Annotated in this window: 12 protein-coding genes; 10 read left to right on the forward strand and 2 right to left on the reverse strand. The window is 74.0% G+C overall.

Annotated elements, in window-relative coordinates; genetic code table 11:
* Positions 1 to 87: 87 nt before the first annotated feature.
* On the forward strand, positions 88 to 1,893 hold the full coding sequence (locus tag IAG43_RS23390) for a chitinase (protein WP_187742655.1): 1,806 nt from the start codon (positions 88 to 90) through the stop codon (positions 1,891 to 1,893).
* On the opposite strand, the gene IAG43_RS23395 is transcribed toward IAG43_RS23390, so the two are convergent.
* Positions 1,844 to 2,443, reverse strand: a complete 600-nt coding sequence (locus IAG43_RS23395) for a phosphatase PAP2 family protein (protein WP_425508615.1) — start codon at positions 2,441 to 2,443, stop codon at positions 1,844 to 1,846. The genes IAG43_RS23390 and IAG43_RS23395 overlap by 50 nt on opposite strands.
* 352 nt (positions 2,444 to 2,795) lie before the next feature.
* A complete protein-coding gene (gene gabT, locus IAG43_RS23400) occupies positions 2,796 to 4,130 on the reverse strand; it encodes a 4-aminobutyrate--2-oxoglutarate transaminase (protein ID WP_187742657.1) in 1,335 nt (444 codons plus the stop codon).
* Positions 4,131 to 4,527: 397 nt separating this feature from the next.
* On the opposite strand from gabT, the gene IAG43_RS23405 reads away from it, so the two are divergent.
* The 9 genes from IAG43_RS23405 to IAG43_RS23445 all read left to right on the forward strand — a co-directional run bounded on the left by IAG43_RS23405 (position 4,528) and on the right by IAG43_RS23445 (position 19,316).
* Positions 4,528 to 6,858, forward strand: coding sequence for a type IV secretory system conjugative DNA transfer family protein (locus tag IAG43_RS23405; RefSeq protein WP_246574513.1), 2,331 nt, complete (start codon positions 4,528 to 4,530; stop codon positions 6,856 to 6,858).
* Positions 6,859 to 7,027: 169 nt separating this feature from the next.
* Positions 7,028 to 8,632: a PucR family transcriptional regulator gene (locus IAG43_RS23410; protein ID WP_187742658.1), complete on the forward strand. Its 1,605-nt coding sequence runs from the start codon at positions 7,028 to 7,030 to the stop codon at positions 8,630 to 8,632.
* Positions 8,633 to 9,255: 623 nt separating this feature from the next.
* A complete protein-coding gene (locus IAG43_RS23415) occupies positions 9,256 to 10,653 on the forward strand; it encodes a cytochrome P450 (protein ID WP_187742659.1) in 1,398 nt (465 codons plus the stop codon).
* 269 nt (positions 10,654 to 10,922) lie between these two features.
* Positions 10,923 to 12,368, forward strand: coding sequence for an aldehyde dehydrogenase family protein (locus IAG43_RS23420; RefSeq protein WP_187742660.1), 1,446 nt, complete (start codon positions 10,923 to 10,925; stop codon positions 12,366 to 12,368).
* 179 nt (positions 12,369 to 12,547) lie between these two features.
* On the forward strand, positions 12,548 to 14,533 hold the full coding sequence (locus IAG43_RS23425; protein ID WP_187742661.1) for an acyl-CoA dehydrogenase family protein: 1,986 nt from the start codon (positions 12,548 to 12,550) through the stop codon (positions 14,531 to 14,533).
* An 83-nt stretch (positions 14,534 to 14,616) separates the two neighbouring features.
* Positions 14,617 to 15,858 (forward strand): 3-phosphoshikimate 1-carboxyvinyltransferase, encoded by a 1,242-nt coding sequence (aroA, locus tag IAG43_RS23430; RefSeq protein WP_187742662.1) that lies wholly within the window; start codon positions 14,617 to 14,619, stop codon positions 15,856 to 15,858.
* Between the two features lie 120 nt (positions 15,859 to 15,978).
* A complete protein-coding gene (locus tag IAG43_RS23435) occupies positions 15,979 to 16,683 on the forward strand; it encodes a hypothetical protein (protein WP_187742663.1) in 705 nt (234 codons plus the stop codon).
* Positions 16,684 to 16,749: 66 nt separating this feature from the next.
* Positions 16,750 to 18,021: a 1-deoxy-D-xylulose-5-phosphate reductoisomerase gene (gene dxr / locus IAG43_RS23440; protein ID WP_187742664.1), complete on the forward strand. Its 1,272-nt coding sequence runs from the start codon at positions 16,750 to 16,752 to the stop codon at positions 18,019 to 18,021.
* Positions 18,018 to 19,316 (forward strand): M50 family metallopeptidase, encoded by a 1,299-nt coding sequence (locus IAG43_RS23445; protein ID WP_187742665.1) that lies wholly within the window; start codon positions 18,018 to 18,020, stop codon positions 19,314 to 19,316. Before dxr ends, IAG43_RS23445 begins: the two co-directional genes overlap by 4 nt.
* The last annotated feature ends 20 nt before the right edge of the window (positions 19,317 to 19,336 follow it).

Below are 19,336 nucleotides of genomic sequence, written 5' to 3' on the forward strand. Positions count from 1 at the left end.
GGCTGCCAGAGGTCTTGACAACCGGATTGGTCTGGACCATGTTGTGGCCGCCGCACCTCTCCATCACCCCCATGTCCGGAGGCCGTTGTGCACCGCACCAGACTCAAGGCTGCCCTGACGGCAGCCGCCCTCGCCGCGTCGGGGCTCGTCGCCACGGCGACGTCCGCGACCGCGGCCGACGCCGAACTCGCCCGGAACGGCGGCTTCGAGGCCGGTCTGACCGGCTGGAACTGCACCGCCGGAAGCGGCGCCGCGGTCTCGTCGCCCGTCCACGGCGGCGTCTCGGCGCTCAAGGCCACCCCGGCCGGCAGCGACAACGCCCGCTGCTCCCAGACGGTCACCGTGAAACCCGACTCCGCCTACACGCTCAGCGGCTGGGTGCAGGGAGGCTACGTCTACCTCGGCGCCTCCGGCACCGGGACCACCGACGTCTCCACCTGGACGCCCTCGGCGTCCACCTGGCAGAAACTGACGACGACCTTCCGCACCGGCCCCTCGACCACCTCGGTCACCCTCTACACCCACGGCTGGTACGGGACCCCCGCCTACCACGCCGACGACATCTCGCTCGTCGGCCCCGGCGGCGACCCGGCGACCGTCCCGGCCGCGCCCGGCAGCCTGCGCGCGGGCACCCCCGGCACCACCTCCGTGCCCCTGACCTGGAACGCGTCCTCGGGGGCCACGTCGTACCACGTCTACCGGGGCGGCACCCGGGTCACCACCGTGACCGGGACCTCCGCCACCGTCACCGGTCTGACGGCCGCGACCGCCTACAGCTTCCAGGTCTCCGCCGCCAACGAGGCGGGGGAGTCGGCCAAGTCGGCCGCCGTGTCGGTCACCACCGCGACGGGCGGCGGGGACGGCGGCGGCGCCGAGCTGCCCGCCCACGCCCTCGTCGGCTACCTCCACGCGAGCTTCGCCAACGGCTCCGGCTACACCCGCATGTCCGACGTGCCCGACTCCTGGGACGTCATCAACCTCGCCTTCGGCGAGCCGACCACCGCCACCTCGGGCGACATCCGCTTCTCGCTCTGCCCCGTGAGCGAGTGCCCGAACGTCGAGTCCGTCGCCGAGTTCAAGGCCGCCATCAAGGCCAAGCAGGCCGCGGGCAAGAAGGTCCTCATCTCCATCGGCGGCGCCAACGGCCAGGTCCAGCTCGCCTCCACCGCCGCCCGCGACGCCTTCGTCACCTCGGTGTCGAAGATCATCGACGAGTACGGCCTCGACGGGCTCGACATCGACTTCGAGGGCCACTCGCTGTCGCTCAACACCGGCGACACCGACTTCCGCAACCCCACCTCGCCGGTGATCGTCAACCTGATCTCCGCCGTGAAGACCATCAAGGCGCGCTACGGCTCCGACTTCGTGCTGACCATGGCTCCGGAGACGTTCTTCGTCCAGCTCGGCTACCAGTTCTACGGCTCCGGCCCGTGGGGCGGCCAGGACCCGCGCGCCGGCGCGTACCTCCCGGTCATCCACGCCCTGCGCGACGACCTCACCCTGCTCCACGTCCAGGACTACAACTCGGGCCCGATCATGGGCCTCGACAACCAGTACCACTCCATGGGCGGCGCCGACTTCCACATCGCCATGACCGACATGCTCCTCGCCGGGTTCCCCGTGGCGGGCGACCAGAGCAGGGTCTTCCCCGCCCTGCGCCCCGAGCAGGTCGCCATCGGCCTGCCCGCCTCCACCCAGGCGGGCAACGGGCACACCACCCCGGCCGAGGTGAACAAGGCCCTGAACTGCCTGACCAAGGGCACCGACTGCGGCTCCTACCGGACCCACGGCACCTGGCCCGCCCTGCGCGGACTGATGACCTGGTCCATCAACTGGGACCGCTTCAACCAGTACGAGTTCTCGAAGAACTTCGACGCCTACCGCTGGAGCTGACCCCGGCGGATCCGCTCCACGGGGAGCAGAGCACCACCAGTACGGCACCGAAGAGGCACCAGCTGCCGACGACGTCCAGCGGCCAGTGGTAGCCGCGCAGCACCAGACCGATGCCCGTCGCCACCGTGAGCACCACGGCGACGGGCACCGGCCATCTCCGGCGGGTGTACGGGGAGACCAGCAGCGCGGCGCCGGCGTAGGCGACCATGGCGGTCGCCGTGTGGCCCGACGGGTACCACCCCGTCCCCGGTTCCAGCGGACCCGGCCGCGCGATCAGCAGCTTCAGCGGCGCCACCAGTGCCGGCACCGCGGCCATCGCCAGCACGGCCGCCCCCGCCCGCCGCCACTCGCGGCCCCGCCACACCACGAAGACGACGGCGAGCGCCAGCACCGGCGGTGCGACGAGCATGCTGCCCAGATCGGCGAGCGGCTCGGCCACCGCGGCGGGCACGTCGTGGAAGAGGGACCGGCCCAGACGCTCGTCGGCGGCCCGCAGCGGGCCGTGGGCGGCCACCTGCCAGGTGATCAGGGCGAACAGCAGTCCGCACACGGCGGCGACACCCGCCCGCGAACGCCGAGAGGCCGGCCGCGCCGGAACAGGGGGGGTGGTTCCGGTGCGGCCGGCCGGACCGGTGTGCCGCGCGCCCCGGGGGGTGTGGGGCGGGCGGACATCCGATCGGTGAGGAGTTCCGGAGCGTGAGGCTCCAGCGGTGTGCGCGATGGCACGGCCGGGTCGGGGCTGGGGATGCTCCGGTCCGGCACCGCTCGCGGTCTCCCGCGGCGCGGGTGTTTCTCTCATCTGCACAGACCGTACGGCAGAGCGCGGGGGGACCGACAGACGGATTCCCATCCCGCCATCGGCCCCCCACACGTTCTTCACAGTCGTGCTCCGTCGCCCCCGGTCAGATGCCCGCGAACGCCTGCTCGATGATGTCCAGGCCCTCGTTCAGCAGGTCCTCGCCGATCACCAGCGGCGGCAGGAAACGCAGCACGTTGCCGTAGGTGCCACAGGTCAGCACCAGCAGGCCCTCGGCGTGGCACGCCTTGGCCAGCGCGCCGGCCGCCGCCGCGTCCGGCTCCTTGGTCGCCGGGTCCTTCACCAGCTCGATCGCGATCATGGCGCCGCGGCCGCGGATGTCGCCGATGGCCGGGTACTTCTCCTGCATCGCGGCGAGGCGGCCCTTCATGACCTCCTCGATCCGCCGGGCCTTCGCGTTGAGGTCGAGCTCCTTCATGGTCTCGATGGAGCCGAGCGCGCCGGCGCACGCCACCGGGTTGCCGCCGTAGGTGCCGCCCAGGCCGCCGGAGTGCACGGCGTCCATGATCTCGGCGCGGCCGGTCACGGCGGCGAGCGGCAGTCCGCCCGCGATGCCCTTGGCCGTGGTGATCAGGTCCGGGACGACGCCCTCGTCCTCGCAGGCGAACCACTGGCCGGTGCGGCAGAAGCCGGACTGGATCTCGTCGGCGACGAAGACGATGCCGTTCTCCCTGGCGAACTCGGCGATCGCCGGCAGGAAGCCCTTCGCGGGCTCGATGAAGCCGCCCTCGCCGAGGACCGGCTCGATGATGATCGCGGCGACGTTCTCCGCGCCGACCTGCTTGCTGATCATGTCGATGGCCTGCGCGGACGCCTCGGCTCCGGCGTTCTCGGCACCGGTGGGCCAGCGGTAGCCGTAGGCGACCGGCACGCGGTAGACCTCGGGCGCGAACGGGCCGAAGCCGTGCTTGTACGGCATGTTCTTGGCGGTGAGCGCCATCGTCAGGTTGGTGCGGCCGTGGTAGCCGTGGTCGAAGACGACGACGGCCTGGCGGCCGGTGTACGAACGGGCGACCTTGACCGCGTTCTCGACGGCCTCGGCGCCGGAGTTGAACAGCGCGGACTTCTTGGCGTGGTCACCGGGGGTGAGCTCGGCGAGCGCCTCGCAGACCTCCACATAGCCCTCGTAGGGGGTGACCATGAAACAGGTGTGGGTGAAGTCGGCGAGCTGCGCGGAGGCGCGGCGCACGACGGCCTCGGCGGAGGCGCCGACCGAGGTCACGGCGATGCCGGAGCCGAAGTCGATCAGCCGGTTGCCGTCGACGTCCTCGACGATCCCGCCGCCCGCCCGCGCCGTGAACACGGGGAGCACGGACCCCACACCGCCGGCGACCGTGGCCGTGCGGCGGGCCTGAAGCTCCTGCGACTTCGGGCCGGGGATGGCGGTGACGACGCGGCGCTCCTGCGGGATGGCGGTCATACGGGGCTCCTGGGGGGTGTATCCGGACGCTTGTCTCTTTCTCCGCAGGCTAGGCGTGCCGGGGGGATGGGGGCATGCGCCGATCGGGAGTGGTGGGGGGCGTGTCGTTGTCCGCGGCGGCCAAGGGGCGGGACGCGGGACGGGTGCGGGGGAGCCGGGGCGCGCGGGGCGGTGCGGTGCAGGCGGGCACGCGACGGGGTGCGTGCGGGCGGGTGCGCGCGGGCCGGTGCGTGCGGACGGGTGCGGACGCCCCCGTCCGGCGAACCCGCCGCACACCGGGCGGCACATCCCGGCCGACCCGCACCGCTCGCCCCGGAGATCGGTGAACTCCCCGCCGATGGGCACTAGATTGGCCGTGCACAGAGAGCGGGCCTGGCTGGTCAGGGGGCAGCGGTTCATGGAATCCGAAGGCACATTCGACGCGCGCGGCACACGCCATCCCGTGCCGCGCCCGGCCGGCCCGCCGCCGCGGGCGCCCGGTGCGCACGGCACGCCCCAGGCCCCGCCGTCGCCGCCCGGTGCCCCCGCGCGCCCCTCCCACGCCCCCCTCACCCGCCCGGCCGTCGCCCAGTGGCTGCGCACCCCGCGGCCCGCCGCGGCACCGGGCGTCTGGCGGTTCGGGCACAAGGAGCGGCCCCAGGAGGAGCCCGAGCTCGTCCCCGCACGCCAGCTGTTCAGCGGCGCCTTCATCGCGTACCTGTGCGGCTGGCTGGTCTGGTCACTGCTCTGGAACGGCTACCTCGAGGGCTGGTGGATCTTCGTCGACGAGTGGTGGCTGCTGCCGATGCTCTGGCTCGTCCCCGAGGACTGGCGGTCGGCCACCAGCTCCTACGTCGAGCTGTACGTGGCCGCGACCTACCTGTACAACGCCCTCGTCCTCGCCCTGCTCGCCCACGCCTTCGGCCGGGTCGGCAACTGGCGCGAGGTCTGGCAGCGGTACGGGGTGCCGCTGTGGCCGCTCTTCGTGCTGCTGCCCGGGGTGTGGCGGGAGATGCCGCGCACGTCGTGGCTGACCTGGGTCTCCAACGTCTACTACGTCCTCCTCGTCGTCGCCGTCGTCGCCGCCGTCGGCCGCGCGGGCACCTGGCCCGCCGTGCGGCGGCGGCTCGACGCGCGGGGCGGCGGCGCCGCCCCGCCGCCGGAGCCCGAGTCCGACCCCGTCGAGTGGCCCGAGATCCACCGGGCCGGCCTGACCGAGGCGGCCGCGGCACTCGGTGAGGCCACCCGCGCGGGAACCCTCGGCGACGTGGACTACGCCCGGATCCGGCGTGCCTGGCAGGGCGTCCACGCCCGGCCCGACCGGCTCGCCGCGTTCTCCGACACGGTGCGCAGGCTCGGTCCCGCCGCCTGCGCCCACCCCTCGGGTCTGCGTGACCTCCCGGTGCGCACGGCCACCCACGACCTCGCCACCGGCCAGGTCAGGATCGGCACCGCCGTCGACGACGCGCGCAACCCCTACGCCCGGCGCACCACCGGCGTCGCGCTGGAGCCGGCGCTGCTCGGCACCTCGCTGCTGGCGGTCGGCCCCTCCGGTTCCGGCAAGAGCGTGCGGCTCGTGCGGCCCGTGGTCGAGTCGCTGTGCCTGCTGGCGCTCGCCAACCGCGCCGCCGTCGTCGCGGTGACCGCCCAGGGGTCCGCGGTGGCCCCGGACGACGCCTTCGACCTCGTCGTCTCCGTCGGACGCCCCGACGCCACCCACGACCTCGACCTGTACGGCGGCGCGGACGACCCCGACGAGGCGGCCAGGACCCTGGCCGAGGCGCTCGTCGGCGACCTCGCCGCCACCCTGCCGGGCGGGGACAGCCGCCGGGCCGCCACCGCGCTCGCCCAGCTCATCGGCCCCTACCGCCGCGTCCACGGCCACTTCCCCGGCGTTCCCGACCTGAGGGAGCTGCTGGGCGGCGCGCCCGCCGCGCTCGACGGGCTGCGCACGGCGCTGCGCGACGCGGGGGAGGCCTCGCAGCTGCGCGAACTCGACGCCCGTGAGCGCCAGTCCGCCCGCGGGGACGACATCGGCGTGCTGCTCTCCGAGCGCATCGCCTTCCTCGACCGGCCCGCCTTCACCGACTTCTTCCGGACGGACGGCGGCGGGCGGCGGTTCTCGCTGCGGGCCATCGAGCACCCGCTGCGGGTCCGCGTCGACCTGCCCGAGCGGGGGCACGCGGAGGCGTCGCGGATCATCGCGCGGCTGGTGCTCGCCCAGTTCACGGACGCCGCTCTCACCCGTGACGACCGGTCGCTCTTCGCCTGCCTGGTGCTGGACGACGCCTCGTACACGGTCACCGCCGACTGCGTGCGCTCGGTGCAGCGGCTGCGCACCGCGAACGCGGGGGTGGTGTTCGCGCTGCGCTCGCTGGAGGACGTGCCGGAGCCGCTGCGCGGCCCGCTGCTGGGCGCCGTCGGCTGCCGGATGGCCTTCGCCGGGCTCGCTCCCTGGGACGGCAACCGCTTCGCGGACACCTGGGGAACCGAATGGGTGCAGACGCGGGACGTCACCAACCGGCAGATCATCTCCGACGAGCCGCTGACCAAGGCGCTGCACATGATGCGGCGCCTGGTCACCGGACGGGCCGCCACGGCCGAGGCGGTCACCGTGCGCGAGGTCGAACGGGCCCGCTGGTCCGCCTCCGACCTGGCCCACGCGGTGCCCGCCGGGCATGCGGTGCTGTCGCTGACCAGCGTGGGCGGGGAGCACGCCCCGCCGCTCCTGGTGGACCTGAGGACCTGACCTGACCCGGCCCGCCGGAGAGGCCCGGCCCGCTCCGGACCGGCCCGGCCTGCGTCAGCGGACGCCGCGACTGCTACGTCCTGGCAGAATCGGGGGAGGCCGTTCATACGGGACGGCGCAGTCCCCGTGCCCCGTGCTTCGGCGCGCCCCTCGAAGGTCACAAGGTCCCATGCCGCCCACTCTCGCCTCGCTCGTCCAGCACTCGGCGCTCAAGCTCACCGTGCGCGCCGGGGAGGACCGGCTGGAGACGCCGGTGCGCTGGGCCCATGTCAGTGAACTCGCCGACCCCGTCCCGTACATGGAGGGCGGGGAGCTGCTGCTGGTCACCGCGACGACTCTGGACGTCGAGGACCGGGACGCGATGCGCCGCTACGTGCGCCGCCTGGCCGGGGCGGGCGTGGTGGGGCTGGGCTTCGGCGTCGGCGTGCACTACGACGACATCCCTGGCGCTCTCGTGGAGGCGGCCGAGGCGGAGGGGCTGCCGCTGCTCGCCGTGCCGCGCCGCACCCCCTTCCTGGCCATCTCCAAGGCGGTCTCCGCGGCCATCGCGGCCGACCAGTACCGCTCGGTGACGGCCGGCTTCGAGGCACAGCGGGAGATGACCCGGGCCGCCCTCGCGGAGGGCCCCGCGGCGGTCGTCGCCCGCCTCGCGGCCCAGCTCGACGGGTGGGCGGCGCTCTACGACGCGTCCGGCGCGGTCGTGGCGGCCGCGCCGGAGTGGGCGTCCCGCCGGGCCGTGCGCTTCGCGGCCGACGTGACGCGCCTGCGGGAGCGGACCGCGCCCGCGAGCGCCGTCGTCGGCGGCGACGACGCGGGCGGCGACCGGGTGGAGCTCCAGTCGCTGGGCACCGGCCGGCAGGTGCGCGGTGTGCTGGCCGTGGGGACGGGCGGGCCGCTCGGCACGGCGGAGCGCTATGCCGTGCACTCGGCGGTCGCCCTGCTCACCCTCGCCACCGCCCGCTCCCGCTCGCTGCTGGCCGCCGAGGAGCGGCTGGGCGCCGCGGTGCTGCGGATGCTGCTGGCCGGCCAGAGCGAGATCGCCCGCTCCGTCGCGGGCGATCTGTACGGCCGCCTGCTCGACGCCCCCTTCCGGGTGCTGATCGCCGAGGCGGCGGACGGGGACCGGGGTGCCCCGGCGGCGCGGACGTCCGCGCCGGACCCGGGCGCCGTGGCGCTGCGGACGTTCGCCGAGGGGCTGGAGGCCGCCGCGGCGCGGTCGGGGGAGCAGGTGCTCGCCGTGCCCGACCTCGACGGCAGGCTGGTGGTCCTGGCCGCCGACGGGGGAGCGGTGGCGGCGCACTGCGGGGACGCGTACGGAGAGACGGAATCCGAGGAGTCCGGCATCGTCGTCGGGCTCTCCGCGCCCGCCGGACCGGTGGCCGCGGGCGGCGCGTACCAGCAGGCCGAGCAGGCCCTGTCGGTGGCCCGCCGCCGGGGACGGACGCTGGTCGAGCACGAGGAACTGGCGTCCGGCTCGCTGCTGCCGCTGCTCGCCGACGACGCCGTGCGCGCCTTCTCCGACGGCATGCTGCGCGGCCTGTACGCGCACGACGCGACCGGCCGCGGCGATCTGGTGGCCTCGCTGCGGGCCTGGCTCTCCCGCCACGGGCAGTGGGACGCCGCCGCGGCCGATCTCGGGGTCCACCGCCACACCCTGCGCTACCGGATGCGCCGGGTGGAGGAGATCCTGGGCCGTTCGCTGGACGACCCGGACGTCCGGATGGAGCTGTGGCTCGCCCTGAAGACCTCGGAGGCCCCCCGCCCCACCGGCTGACGCCCGCCGCCGCCCCCGGGGCGCCGAGTTCCCCGCAGCACCCGGCGCCCGCCCCCGGTCGCCGCCCTGCCCCGCGCCGTGAACCGCCCCCTCCCGCCCCGCGTCGTCACCCGAGCCCCTCCGCCCCGCCCGCCCGACGGCAACCGCGTCCGCGCCGCTGCTCCCCGGCTGCCCTGCCCGACCGGGCCCGTCCCGTCCGCGCCCCTGTCGCCGCCACGCGGCCGTCGCGCCAGGGCCCGTCCGGCCTGCGGCACCGGACGCCTCCACCCGCCGGCCGGCCGGCCCACGTGCCCACCCGCCGGGGACGCGTCGCGAAGCGGCCGTGCCGTCACCGGAGTTCCGCGGCGCGCCCGGCTCCGCGTCGACAACCGGCCATCCCCGGCGAGCAGTTCGGGACAGTGCCGATCACCGTGTGCCCACCGGGCATGGGTATGCTGCGGGCGCTCCTGCTTCTCGATCGTGTGCACGAGAATCGCGCACACGGCGCGTGCGGGCACCCCCTTGTCCCGAAACGGGGCCGCGGGCAGCCGGCCGGTGGTCACCGGCCGGGGGGTGCCGGCCCGGTCGGCAGGCGACCGCCGCTGTCCACGTTGCTGCTTCCTGGAGGCCTCGTGTCCACCCCCATGTCAGACCCCGCCGGCCACTACGGCGACACCCTTCCGCCTCCGGGGTGCCCGGCACACGCCCAGGGAGCCGGACCGCGGCGGATGTACGGGCCCGAGGCGGACGTCCCGTACGCCCTCTACGAGACCCTCCGCAAGGAGCACGGCCAGGTCGCCCCGGTGCTGCTCCCCGGTGACGTCCGCGCCTGGTTCGTGCTGGGTCACCGGGAGAACCTGGAGGTCATGCGCACGCCGTCGCTGTGGTCGTGCGACTCCCGGATATGGAACATCCGCCTGTCGGCCGACTCCCCGCTGCTGCCGGTCACGGCCTGGCAGCCGCTGCTCGTCTTCGCCGACGGCGAGGAGCACGCGCGGCTGCGCTCGGCCGTGACGGACAGCCTGGCCCGGTTCAACCGGCACGGGGTGCGGCGCTACGTCGTCCGCTACACCGACCAGCTGGTGGACGAGTTCGCCAAGGCCGGCCGCGCCGACCTGGTGGCGGACTTCGCGCAGAAGCTCCCCATCCTGGTGCTCGCCCGGCAGTTCGGCGTCCCGGAGGAGGACGCCCTGCCGCTCGGCGCCGCGGTCCGCGACATGGTCAAGGGCACCGAGACCGCGCTGCAGAGCAACCAGTACGTGCTGACCGTCATGTCCGACCTGGTGAAGCGCCGCAAGGAGAAGCCCGCCGACGACTTCGCGAGCTGGCTGCTGGCCCACGAGTCGGCGCTCACCGACGAGGAGGTCATGGAGCACCTGCGCCACGCGATCGTCGCGGCCCACGAGAACACCACCAACCTCGTGGCCAACACGCTCCGGATGCTGCTCACCGACCGCCGGTTCCGCGCGAACCTCTCCGGCGGCACCATGACCCTGCCGGACGCCCTGGACCAGGTCATGTGGGACGCCCCGCCGCTCGCCATGGGCGCCGCCCGGTGGGCACGCCGGGACACCCGGCTCGGCGAGCAGGAGATCAAGGCGGGCGACCTGGTCATGCTCGGCCTCGCCGCGGGCAACGTCGACCCCGAGATCCGTCCCGACCTCGGCGCGCCCGTCCACGGCAACCGGTCCCACCTCGCCTTCAGCAGCGGCCCGCACGAGTGCCCCGGCCAGGACATCGGCCGGGCGATCGCCGACACCGGCATCGACACCCTGATGGCACGCCTGCCCGACCTCCAGCTGGCGGTGTCCGAGGCCGACCTCAGCGTCACCCAGTCCCTGGTCTCCAGCCGGCTGAACAACCTGCCCGCCAAGTTCACCCCCCGTGCCGTCGGCCGCAAGGGCGAGGGGGCGGCGCCCGCACCCGCGCTCGGCCGGGCCCAGCCGCTGCCCGCCACGGCGCCCGCGGCTCCGGTGCCGCCGCAGGCCCCCGCCCCCGCACCCCGCCGCTCCTGGTGGCGGACGCTGCTCGGCAGGGGCTGACCCCGGCCCCTCCGGTGGCGCGGCCCGCTCCGCGCCACCGGACGCCACTCCCTCGTGCCCCGGGCCCCGCTGCCGCCGTACCCTTCACACGCCCCGTGCCGCCGCGCTTCCCGGCCGCTGCCCCGGCCCCGGACCCGGCCATTCGGGCCAGGCTCGGGCCGCGACCACTCCACCCCGGACAAACGACCGCGCCGGGTCCCGGCCCTACCGTGTGCAGTGAACGACGTGACAGCACACTCCCCACCTTCGGAAGGGCCGGAATCCGCGACATGACTTCCACCCACGCCTTCTGGCTCGCCGGCCGCCAGGCCACCGGCGAGACCGCCTTCGACGTCACCTCCCCCTGGGACGGCCGCCTGGTCGGCAGCGTCTCGGTGCCCACCGAGGCTCAGGTCGAGGAGGCCGTCGCGGCCGCGCACGCCGTGCTCGACGAGTTCGCCGCCACCCCGGCGCACGTGCGCGCCGCCGCCCTCGACCACGTGTCGAAGCGGCTCGCCGAGCGCACCGAGGAGATCGCGCAGCTGATCTCGGCGGAGAACGGCAAGCCGGTCAAGTGGGCCCGGGGCGAGGTCGGCCGTGCCGTGTCCGTCTTCCGGTTCGCCGCCGAGGAGGCCCGCCGGTTCAACGGCGGCGAGGCCCAGCGCCTCGACACCGACGCCGGCGGCCAGGGACGCCTCGCGCTGACCCGCCGCATCCCCAAGGGCGTCGTCCTCGGCATCGCCCCGTTCAACTTCCCGCTGAACCTCAGCGCCCACAAGGTGGCCCCCGCGATCGCGGTCGGCGCCCCGATCATCCTCAAGCCCGCCCCGGCCACGCCGATCTCCGCCCTGATCCTCGGCGAGCTGCTGGCCGAGACCGAGCTGCCCGCAGGCTCCTGGTCGGTGCTCCCGGTTCCCAACGACCGCATGCCCGCCCTCGTCCGGGACGAGCGCCTGCCGGTCATCTCCTTCACGGGCTCCGGCCCGGTCGGCTACGCGATCATGGACTCGGTGCCGCGCAAGCACTGCACCCTGGAGCTCGGCGGCAACGGCGCGGCCGTCGTCCTCGCCGACTGGTCGAGCGAGGCCGATCTGGACTGGGCGGCGAGCCGCATCGCCACCTTCTCCAACTACCAGGGCGGCCAGTCCTGCATCTCCGTGCAGCGGGTCGTCGCCGACGCGAGCGTCTACGACCGCCTGCTCCCGAAGATCGTCGCCGCCGTCGAGGCCCAGGTCACCGGAGACCCGTCCGACGCCGCGACCGACGTCGGCCCGCTGGTCAGCGAGGACGCCGCGAAGCGCGTCGAGGCGTGGGTCGACGAGGCCGTGCGCGACGGCGCCAAGCTGCTCACCGGCGGCACCCGCGACGGCGCGAGCTACGCGCCCACCGTGCTCGTGGACCTCCCGGCCGGCACCACGCTCGCCTGCGAGGAGGTCTTCGGACCGGTCCTCAGCGTGGCCAGGGCCGACGGCGAGACCGAGGCCTTCGCCGCCGTCAACGACTCCCCGTACGGCCTCCAGGCCGGCGTTTTCACCCACGACCTGCAGACCGCCTTCCGCGCCCACCGGGCCCTGGAGGTCGGCGGCGTGATCATCGGCGACGTGCCCTCGTACCGCGCCGACCAGATGCCCTACGGCGGCGCCAAGCAGTCCGGCGTCGGCCGCGAGGGCGTCGCCTACGCGATGGACGACTACACGTACGAGCGGGTGCTGGTCCTCACCGGCCTGGCGCTGTAACGCCGTACGCGACCACCGGAGCGGCCGGAGCCCGATGTGCGGGGGCTCCGGCCGCTCCGGCGTGCCCCGGGTGCCGTAGGCAGGCTGGTGGAGGTGCCCGTATTCGGGTAGTACGAACGAGTAGCACCGACTGGTACACGCCCCGGCAGTTTCCCCCGACTCGCGGCGAGGTGACCCTCATGTCCGCCCCACCCGACAAGCCGATCGACACCGTCCCGGGCACCGCGGCCCCCAAGGACCCCGCCGCGCCCAAGGTCTCCGAACGGGAGGCGCGCGAGGTCGCCGAGGCCGCGCGCGAACAGGGCTGGCGCAAGCCCAGCTTCGCCAAGGAACTCTTCCTCGGACGCTTCCGGCTCGACCTGATCCACCCGCACCCGCTGCCCACCGGCGAGGCCACCCGGCGCGGCGAGGAGTTCCTGTCCCGGCTGCGCCGCTTCTGCGAGACACGGATCGACGGCGCGCGGATCGAGCGGGACGCCCGCATCCCCGACGAGGTCATCGACGGCCTGCGGGAACTCGGCGCGCTCGGCATGAAGATCGACCCCCGCTACGGCGGCCTCGGCCTCACCCAGGTCTACTACAACAAGGCCCTCGCGCTGGTCGGTTCGGTGAGCCCCGCGGTCGGCGCGCTGCTCTCGGCACACCAGTCCATCGGCGTACCCCAGCCGCTCAAGCAGTTCGGCACCCAGGAGCAGAAGGACGCCTTCCTGCCCCGCCTGGCCCGTCACGACATCTCGGCCTTCCTGCTCACCGAGCCCGACGTGGGCTCCGACCCCGCCCGGCTCGCCACCACTGCCGTCCCGGACGGCGACGACTACGTGATCGACGGCGTGAAGCTGTGGACCACCAACGGCGTGGTCGCCGACCTCCTCGTCGTCATGGCCCGGGTGCCGCAGTCCGAAGGCCACCGGGGCGGCATCACCGCCTTCGTCGTCGAGGCGTCCGCCGAGGGCATCACCGTCGAGAACCGCAACGCCTTCATGGGCCTGCGCGGACTGGAGAACGGCGTCACCCGCTTCCACCGGGTCCGGGTGCCGGCGGCCAACCGCATCGGCCCCGAGGGCGCCGGCCTGAAGATCGCCCTCACCACGCTGAACACCGGCCGGCTCTCGCTGCCCGCCATGTGCGTGGGTGCCGGCAAGTGGTGTCTGAAGATCGCCCGCGAGTGGTCCGCGGAACGCGAGCAGTGGGGCAGGCCGGTCGCCCGCCACGAGGCGGTGGGTGCCAAGATCTCCTTCATCGCCGCCACCACCTTCGCCCTGGAGGCCGTCCTCGACCTCTCGTCGCAGATGGCCGACGAGGACCGCAACGACATCCGCATCGAGGCCGCCCTCGCCAAGCTGTACGGCTCCGAGATGGCCTGGCTGATGGCCGACGAACTCGTCCAGATCCGCGGCGGCCGCGGCTTCGAGACCGCCGAATCGCTCGCCGCCCGCGGCGAACGCGGCGTCCCCGCCGAGCAGTTGCTCCGCGACCTGCGCATCAACCGCATCTTCGAGGGCTCCACCGAGATCATGCACCTGCTGATCGCCCGCGAGGCGGTCGACGCCCACCTCGCCGTCGCCGGGGACATCATCGACCCCGCCAAGCCCATGGCCGACAAGGCCAGGGCGGGCGCGAACGCGGCCGCCTTCTACGCCCGCTGGCTGCCGAAGCTCGTCGCGGGGCCCGGGCAGCTCCCCGGCGCCTACGCCGAGTTCCACCCCTCGGGCCACCCCGACCTCGCCGCCCACCTGCGGTACGTGGAACGCACCTCCCGCAAGCTCGCCCGCTCCACGTTCTACGCCATGTCCCGCTGGCAGGGGCGGATGGAGACCAAGCAGGGCTTCCTCGGCCGGATCGTCGACATCGGGGCCGAGCTCTTCGCGATGAGCGCCGCCTGCGTGCGGGCCGAGCACCTGCGCGCGAGCGGCGACCACGGCCGCGAGGCGTACCAGCTGGCCGACGTCTTCTGCCGCCAGTCCCGGCTGCGGACCGAGGAACTGTTCGGCCGCCTCTGGTCCAACACCGACGACATCGACACCCAGGTCGTCAAGGGCGTGCTCTCCGGCACCTACACCTGGCTGGAGGCCGGCATCGTCGACCCCAGCAGCGACGGCCCCTGGATCGCCGACGCCACCCCCGGCCCCCCGGCCCGGGAGAACGTCCACCGCCCCATCCCCTGACACCCCCGGCCACCCCCGCGGGGCGCGTCCACACACTGGACGCGCCCCGCCCCCGTGCGCCCGGACCGGCAGGATGGGCACACGTGACCGTCATCGACATCCCCGGCTCCAAGTCCGTCACCGCCCGCGCCCTGTTCCTCGCAGCGGCCGCCGACGGGACCACCACGCTGCTGCGGCCCCTGGCCTCGGACGACACCGAAGGGTTCGCCGAGGGCCTGAGCGCACTCGGCTACGGGATCGAACGGGACACCGGGGCCTGGCGCATCGAGGGCCGGCCCGAGGGGCCGGCCGTCGCCGAGGCCGACGTCCACTGCCGGGACGGCGCCACCACCGCCCGCTTCCTGCCCACACTCGCCGCCGCCGGCGCCTTCGGCACCTACCGGTTCGACGCCTCGGCGCAGATGCGCCGCCGCCCGCTCGGACCGCTCACCAGCGCGCTGCGCACCCTCGGCGTCGACCTGCGCCACGAGGGCGCCGAGGGGCACCACCCGCTGACCGTCGCCGCCCGCGGCATAAAGGGCGGCGAGCTCACCCTGGACGCCGGGCAGTCGTCCCAGTACCTGACGGCGCTCCTGATGCTGGGCCCGCTCACCGCCGAAGGACTGCGGATCACCGTCACCGACCTGGTCTCCGCGCCCTACGTGGAGATCACCCTCGCGATGATGCGCAGCTTCGGCGTCGAGGTGGCGCGCGAGGGCGACGTGTTCACCGTGCCGCCCGGCGGCTACCGCGCCACCACGTACGCCGTCGAACCGGACGCCTCCACGGCGAGCTACTTCTTCGCCGCGGCCGCCCTGACACCCGGCCGCGAGGTCACCGTCCCGGGTCTCGGCACCGGTGCCCTCCAGGGCGACCTCGGCTTCGTGGACGTCCTCGGCCGGATGGGCGCCGACGTCCGGATCACCGAGGACGCCACCACCGTCCGCGGCCCCGAGCGGCTCGCCGGCCTGACCGTCACCATGCGCGACATCTCCGACACGATGCCGACCCTCGCCGGGATCGCCCCCTTCGCCGACGGGCCGGTCCGCATCGAGGACGTCGCCAACACCCGGGTCAAGGAGTGCGACCGGCTCGACGCCTGCGCCGAGAACCTGACCCGGCTCGGCGTCACCGCGCGCACCGGCCCCGACTGGATCGGGATCGAGCCCGGCACCCCCCGCGCGGCGGAGATCGCCACCCACGGCGACCACCGCATCGTCATGTCCTTCGCGGTCACCGGCCTGCGCACGCCCGGCATCACGTTCGACGACCCCGGCTGCGTGCGCAAGACCTTCCCCGGCTTCCACGAGGCCTTCGCGGATCTGCGAAAGGCCTGGCGGGCCTGAGGACGGGTGGCCCACAATCGTCAGGCGATCACCTCGCCGCGACCGCACGCGGACGGGCAGGGACACCAGGGGAGCGGGGCACGGATGTTCGGCAGGGGAACGGCCCGGAGGGGCCGCGCGGTGACCGGCGTCGCCGTGGCCGCGGTGCTGGCGACGACGGCCGCCTGCGGCGGGGGCGGCGACCCGGAGCGCGGGAGGCCCGCCTCCTCCGCGCCCGCCCCCGACCCGGCCCCGCCCGCGGCGGACGGCCTGGAGGCCGCGGCGCTCGCCGACGGGCTGCGCATCGGGCCCTACGCCGTGCGCGCGCCGGAGGAGCCCCCGTTCAGCGAGAACTACACCGCCGATCCCGCCTCCTGCCAGCCGCTGGTGAGCCTCGCTCCGGGCGCCACCGCCCACGACCCGGTCGCCGAGGTCCACCGGGAGGCCGACATCCCGGAGGAGGCCGTCGGCATCGGCGTCCTCGTCCAGCTGCGCACCTACGAGGGCGACGGCGCCGCCGCCGTCCTGCGCGGCCTCGCCGCCGCGGGGGAGTCCTGCGCCGGCGGCTTCACCGAGGTCCGCACCCTCGCCCGCGCGAAGGTGCTCTCCGTCGAGCCCGTCGAGGCCCCCGACCTCGGCGACGAGGCGAAGGCGTTCCGCATCACGGTCCGGGACGTGAAGGAGGACCTGAGGCTGTACGAGTACCTGACCGTCGTGCGGTCGGGCCGGACGACCCTCTCCTTCCGCGCCGACTACATGGGCACGAAGGACGTCGGCGGTGTGCCGGAGGAGATCGTCGAGGCCCAGTGGAAGCAGTTCACCGACGCGGGATCCGGCGTGGCCTAGCATTCGGGTCCCACGGGCGGGGGACACCCTGTCGGGACGGACAGCTTCTGCGTCCACAATGGGGGGATGAGCGACAGCCCATCACCCCTCGCCGATCCGCACCTGGTCTTCGACCCCACGCCGGGGCGGCGCGACGTCGTCGTCCTCGGCTCGACCGGGTCCATCGGCACGCAGGCGATCGACCTCGTCCTGCGCAACCCCGACCGCTTCCGCGTCACCGCGCTGTCCGCCGCGGGCGGCCGGGTCGGCCTCCTGGCCGAGCAGGCCCGCGCCCTGGACGTCCGGACCGTGGCCGTCGCCCGCGAGGACGCCGTGCCCGCGCTCCGCGAGGCGCTGCGCGAGCGGTACGGCGCCGAGCCGCTGCCGGAGATCCTGGCGGGCCCGGACGCGGCCACCGACCTCGCGGCCTCCGAGTGCCACACCGTGCTCAACGGGATCACCGGTTCCATCGGCCTCGCGCCGACCCTCGCCGCCCTCGAAGCCGGCCGCACCCTCGCGCTGGCCAACAAGGAATCGCTCATCGTCGGCGGCCCGCTGGTCAAGGCGGTTGCCAGGCCCGGCCAGATCATCCCGGTCGACTCCGAGCACGCGGCCCTCTTCCAGGCCCTCGCCGCCGGCACCCGCGCCGACGTCCGCAAGCTCGTGGTCACCGCCTCCGGCGGCCCCTTCCGCGGCCGCACCCGGGCCGAGCTGGAGAACGTCACCCCGAAGGACGCGCTCGCGCACCCCACCTGGGCCATGGGCCCGGTGATCACCGTCAACAGCGCGACACTCGTCAACAAGGGCCTGGAGGTGATCGAGGCCCATCTGCTCTACGACATCCCCTTCGACCGCATCGAGGTCGTCGTCCATCCGCAGTCGTACGTCCACTCGATGGTGGAGTTCGAGGACGGCTCCACCCTCGCCCAGGCCACCCCGCCGGACATGCGGGGGCCGATCGCCATCGGCGTCGGCTGGCCCGAGCGGGTGCCCGGCGCCGCCCCCGCCTTCGACTGGTCCACCGCCTCGACCTGGGAGTTCTTCCCCCTGGACGACGAGGCCTTCCCCTCGGTGGGACTCGCCCGGCACGTGGGCGCGCTGGGCGGTACGGCCCCGGCGGTGTTCAATGCGGCGAACGAGGAGTGCGTGGAGGCATTCCTCGCCGGACGGCTGCCGTTCAACGCCATCATGGATACGGTCACCGAAGTGGTTTCCGAGCACGGCGTCCCCGCCGCGGGAACCTCGCTCACGGTGGCGGACGTCCTCGAAGCGGACGCCTGGGCCCGCGCCCGGGCCCGTGAGACGGCAGCGAAGTACGCCCACAGCGGCGACGAACGGCCTGCGGAGGCTCGCGCATGACGATTCTGTTGACGGTCCTCGGCATAGTGCTGTTCGGCGTGGGGCTGCTGTTCTCCATCGCCTGGCACGAGCTGGGCCATCTGTCGACGGCGAAGATGTTCGGCATCCGTGTGCCGCAGTACATGGTCGGCTTCGGGCCGACCCTGTTCTCCCGGCACAAGGGCGAGACCGAGTACGGCATCAAGGCCATCCCGATGGGCGGCTACATCCGCATGATCGGGATGTTCCCGCCCGGTGCGGACGGCCGGATCGAGGCCCGCAGCACCTCCCCGTGGCGGGGCATGATCGAGGACGCCCGGTCCGCCGCGTACGAGGAGCTCCAGCCCGGCGACGAGACGCGGCTGTTCTACACGCGCAAGCCCTGGAAGCGCGTGATCGTCATGTTCGCCGGGCCGTTCATGAACCTGGTACTCGCCGTGGCGATCTTCCTCGGCGTGCTGATGAGCTTCGGCACGCCGGTGCAGACCACCGAGGTCGCGGGCGTCCAGCAGTGCGTCATCGAGCAGAGCGAGAAGCGCGACACCTGCGCGCCCGGCGACCCCGAGTCCCCGGCCGCGCTCGCCGGGCTGAAGGAGGGCGACAGGATCACCGCCTTCGCGGGCAAGCCGGTCGACGACTGGAACACCCTCTCCCAGCGCATCCGGGAGACCATCGGCCCCGCCACGATCACCGTGGAACGCGACGGCGCCGAGCAGACGCTCAGCGCGACGCTCATCGAGAACAAGGTCGTCAGGAAGGACTCCGACGGGGAGGTCGTCGAAGGCTTCGAGACCGCCGGCTACCTCGGTTTCGCCGCGAAGACGGAGATCCTCCCGCAGTCCTTCGGCGCCTCCGTCGAGCGCATGGGCGACATGATCGAGAACGGCGTCGAGTCGGTCATCGCCCTGCCCACCAAGGTTCCCGACCTGTGGGACGCGGCCTTCGGCGACGGCGAGCGCAAGGACGACTCGCCCGTCGGCGTGGTCGGCGCGGCCCGGATCAGCGGCGAGGTGCTGAACCTCGACATGCCGACGCAGAACATCGTCGCCACGTTCCTGATGCTGCTGGCCGGCTTCAACCTGTCGCTGTTCCTCTTCAACATGCTGCCCCTGCTGCCCCTGGACGGCGGCCACATCGCCGGCGCCCTGTGGGAGTCGGTCCGGCGCGGCTTCGCCAAGCTGTTCAGGCGGCCCGACCCGGGGCCGTTCGACGTGGCGAAGCTGATGCCCGTCGCCTACGTGGTCGCAGGCATCTTCATCTGCTTCACGCTGCTCGTGCTCGTCGCGGACATCGTCAACCCGGTGAAGATCAGCTGACGGGAGCACCCGTACGACGG

Origin of the sequence: Streptomyces genisteinicus (assembly GCF_014489615.1) — a bacterium.
GTDB classification, from domain to species: Bacteria; Actinomycetota; Actinomycetes; order Streptomycetales; family Streptomycetaceae; genus Streptomyces; species Streptomyces genisteinicus.

Bases quoted from the DNA above. Each gene is read 5' to 3' on its own strand.
- gabT (WP_187742657.1), bottom strand. From the start codon at position 4,130: ATGACCGCCATCCCGCAGGAGCGCCGCGTCGTCACCGCCATCCCCGGC.
- IAG43_RS23405 (WP_246574513.1), top strand. From the start codon at position 4,528: ATGGAATCCGAAGGCACATTCGACGCGCGCGGCACACGCCATCCCGTG.
- IAG43_RS23410 (WP_187742658.1), top strand. From the start codon at position 7,028: ATGCCGCCCACTCTCGCCTCGCTCGTCCAGCACTCGGCGCTCAAGCTC.
- IAG43_RS23415 (WP_187742659.1), top strand. From the start codon at position 9,256: ATGTCAGACCCCGCCGGCCACTACGGCGACACCCTTCCGCCTCCGGGG.
- IAG43_RS23420 (WP_187742660.1), top strand. From the start codon at position 10,923: ATGACTTCCACCCACGCCTTCTGGCTCGCCGGCCGCCAGGCCACCGGC.
- IAG43_RS23425 (WP_187742661.1), top strand. From the start codon at position 12,548: ATGTCCGCCCCACCCGACAAGCCGATCGACACCGTCCCGGGCACCGCG.
- dxr (WP_187742664.1), top strand. From the start codon at position 16,750: ATGAGCGACAGCCCATCACCCCTCGCCGATCCGCACCTGGTCTTCGAC.
- IAG43_RS23445 (WP_187742665.1), top strand. From the start codon at position 18,018: ATGACGATTCTGTTGACGGTCCTCGGCATAGTGCTGTTCGGCGTGGGG.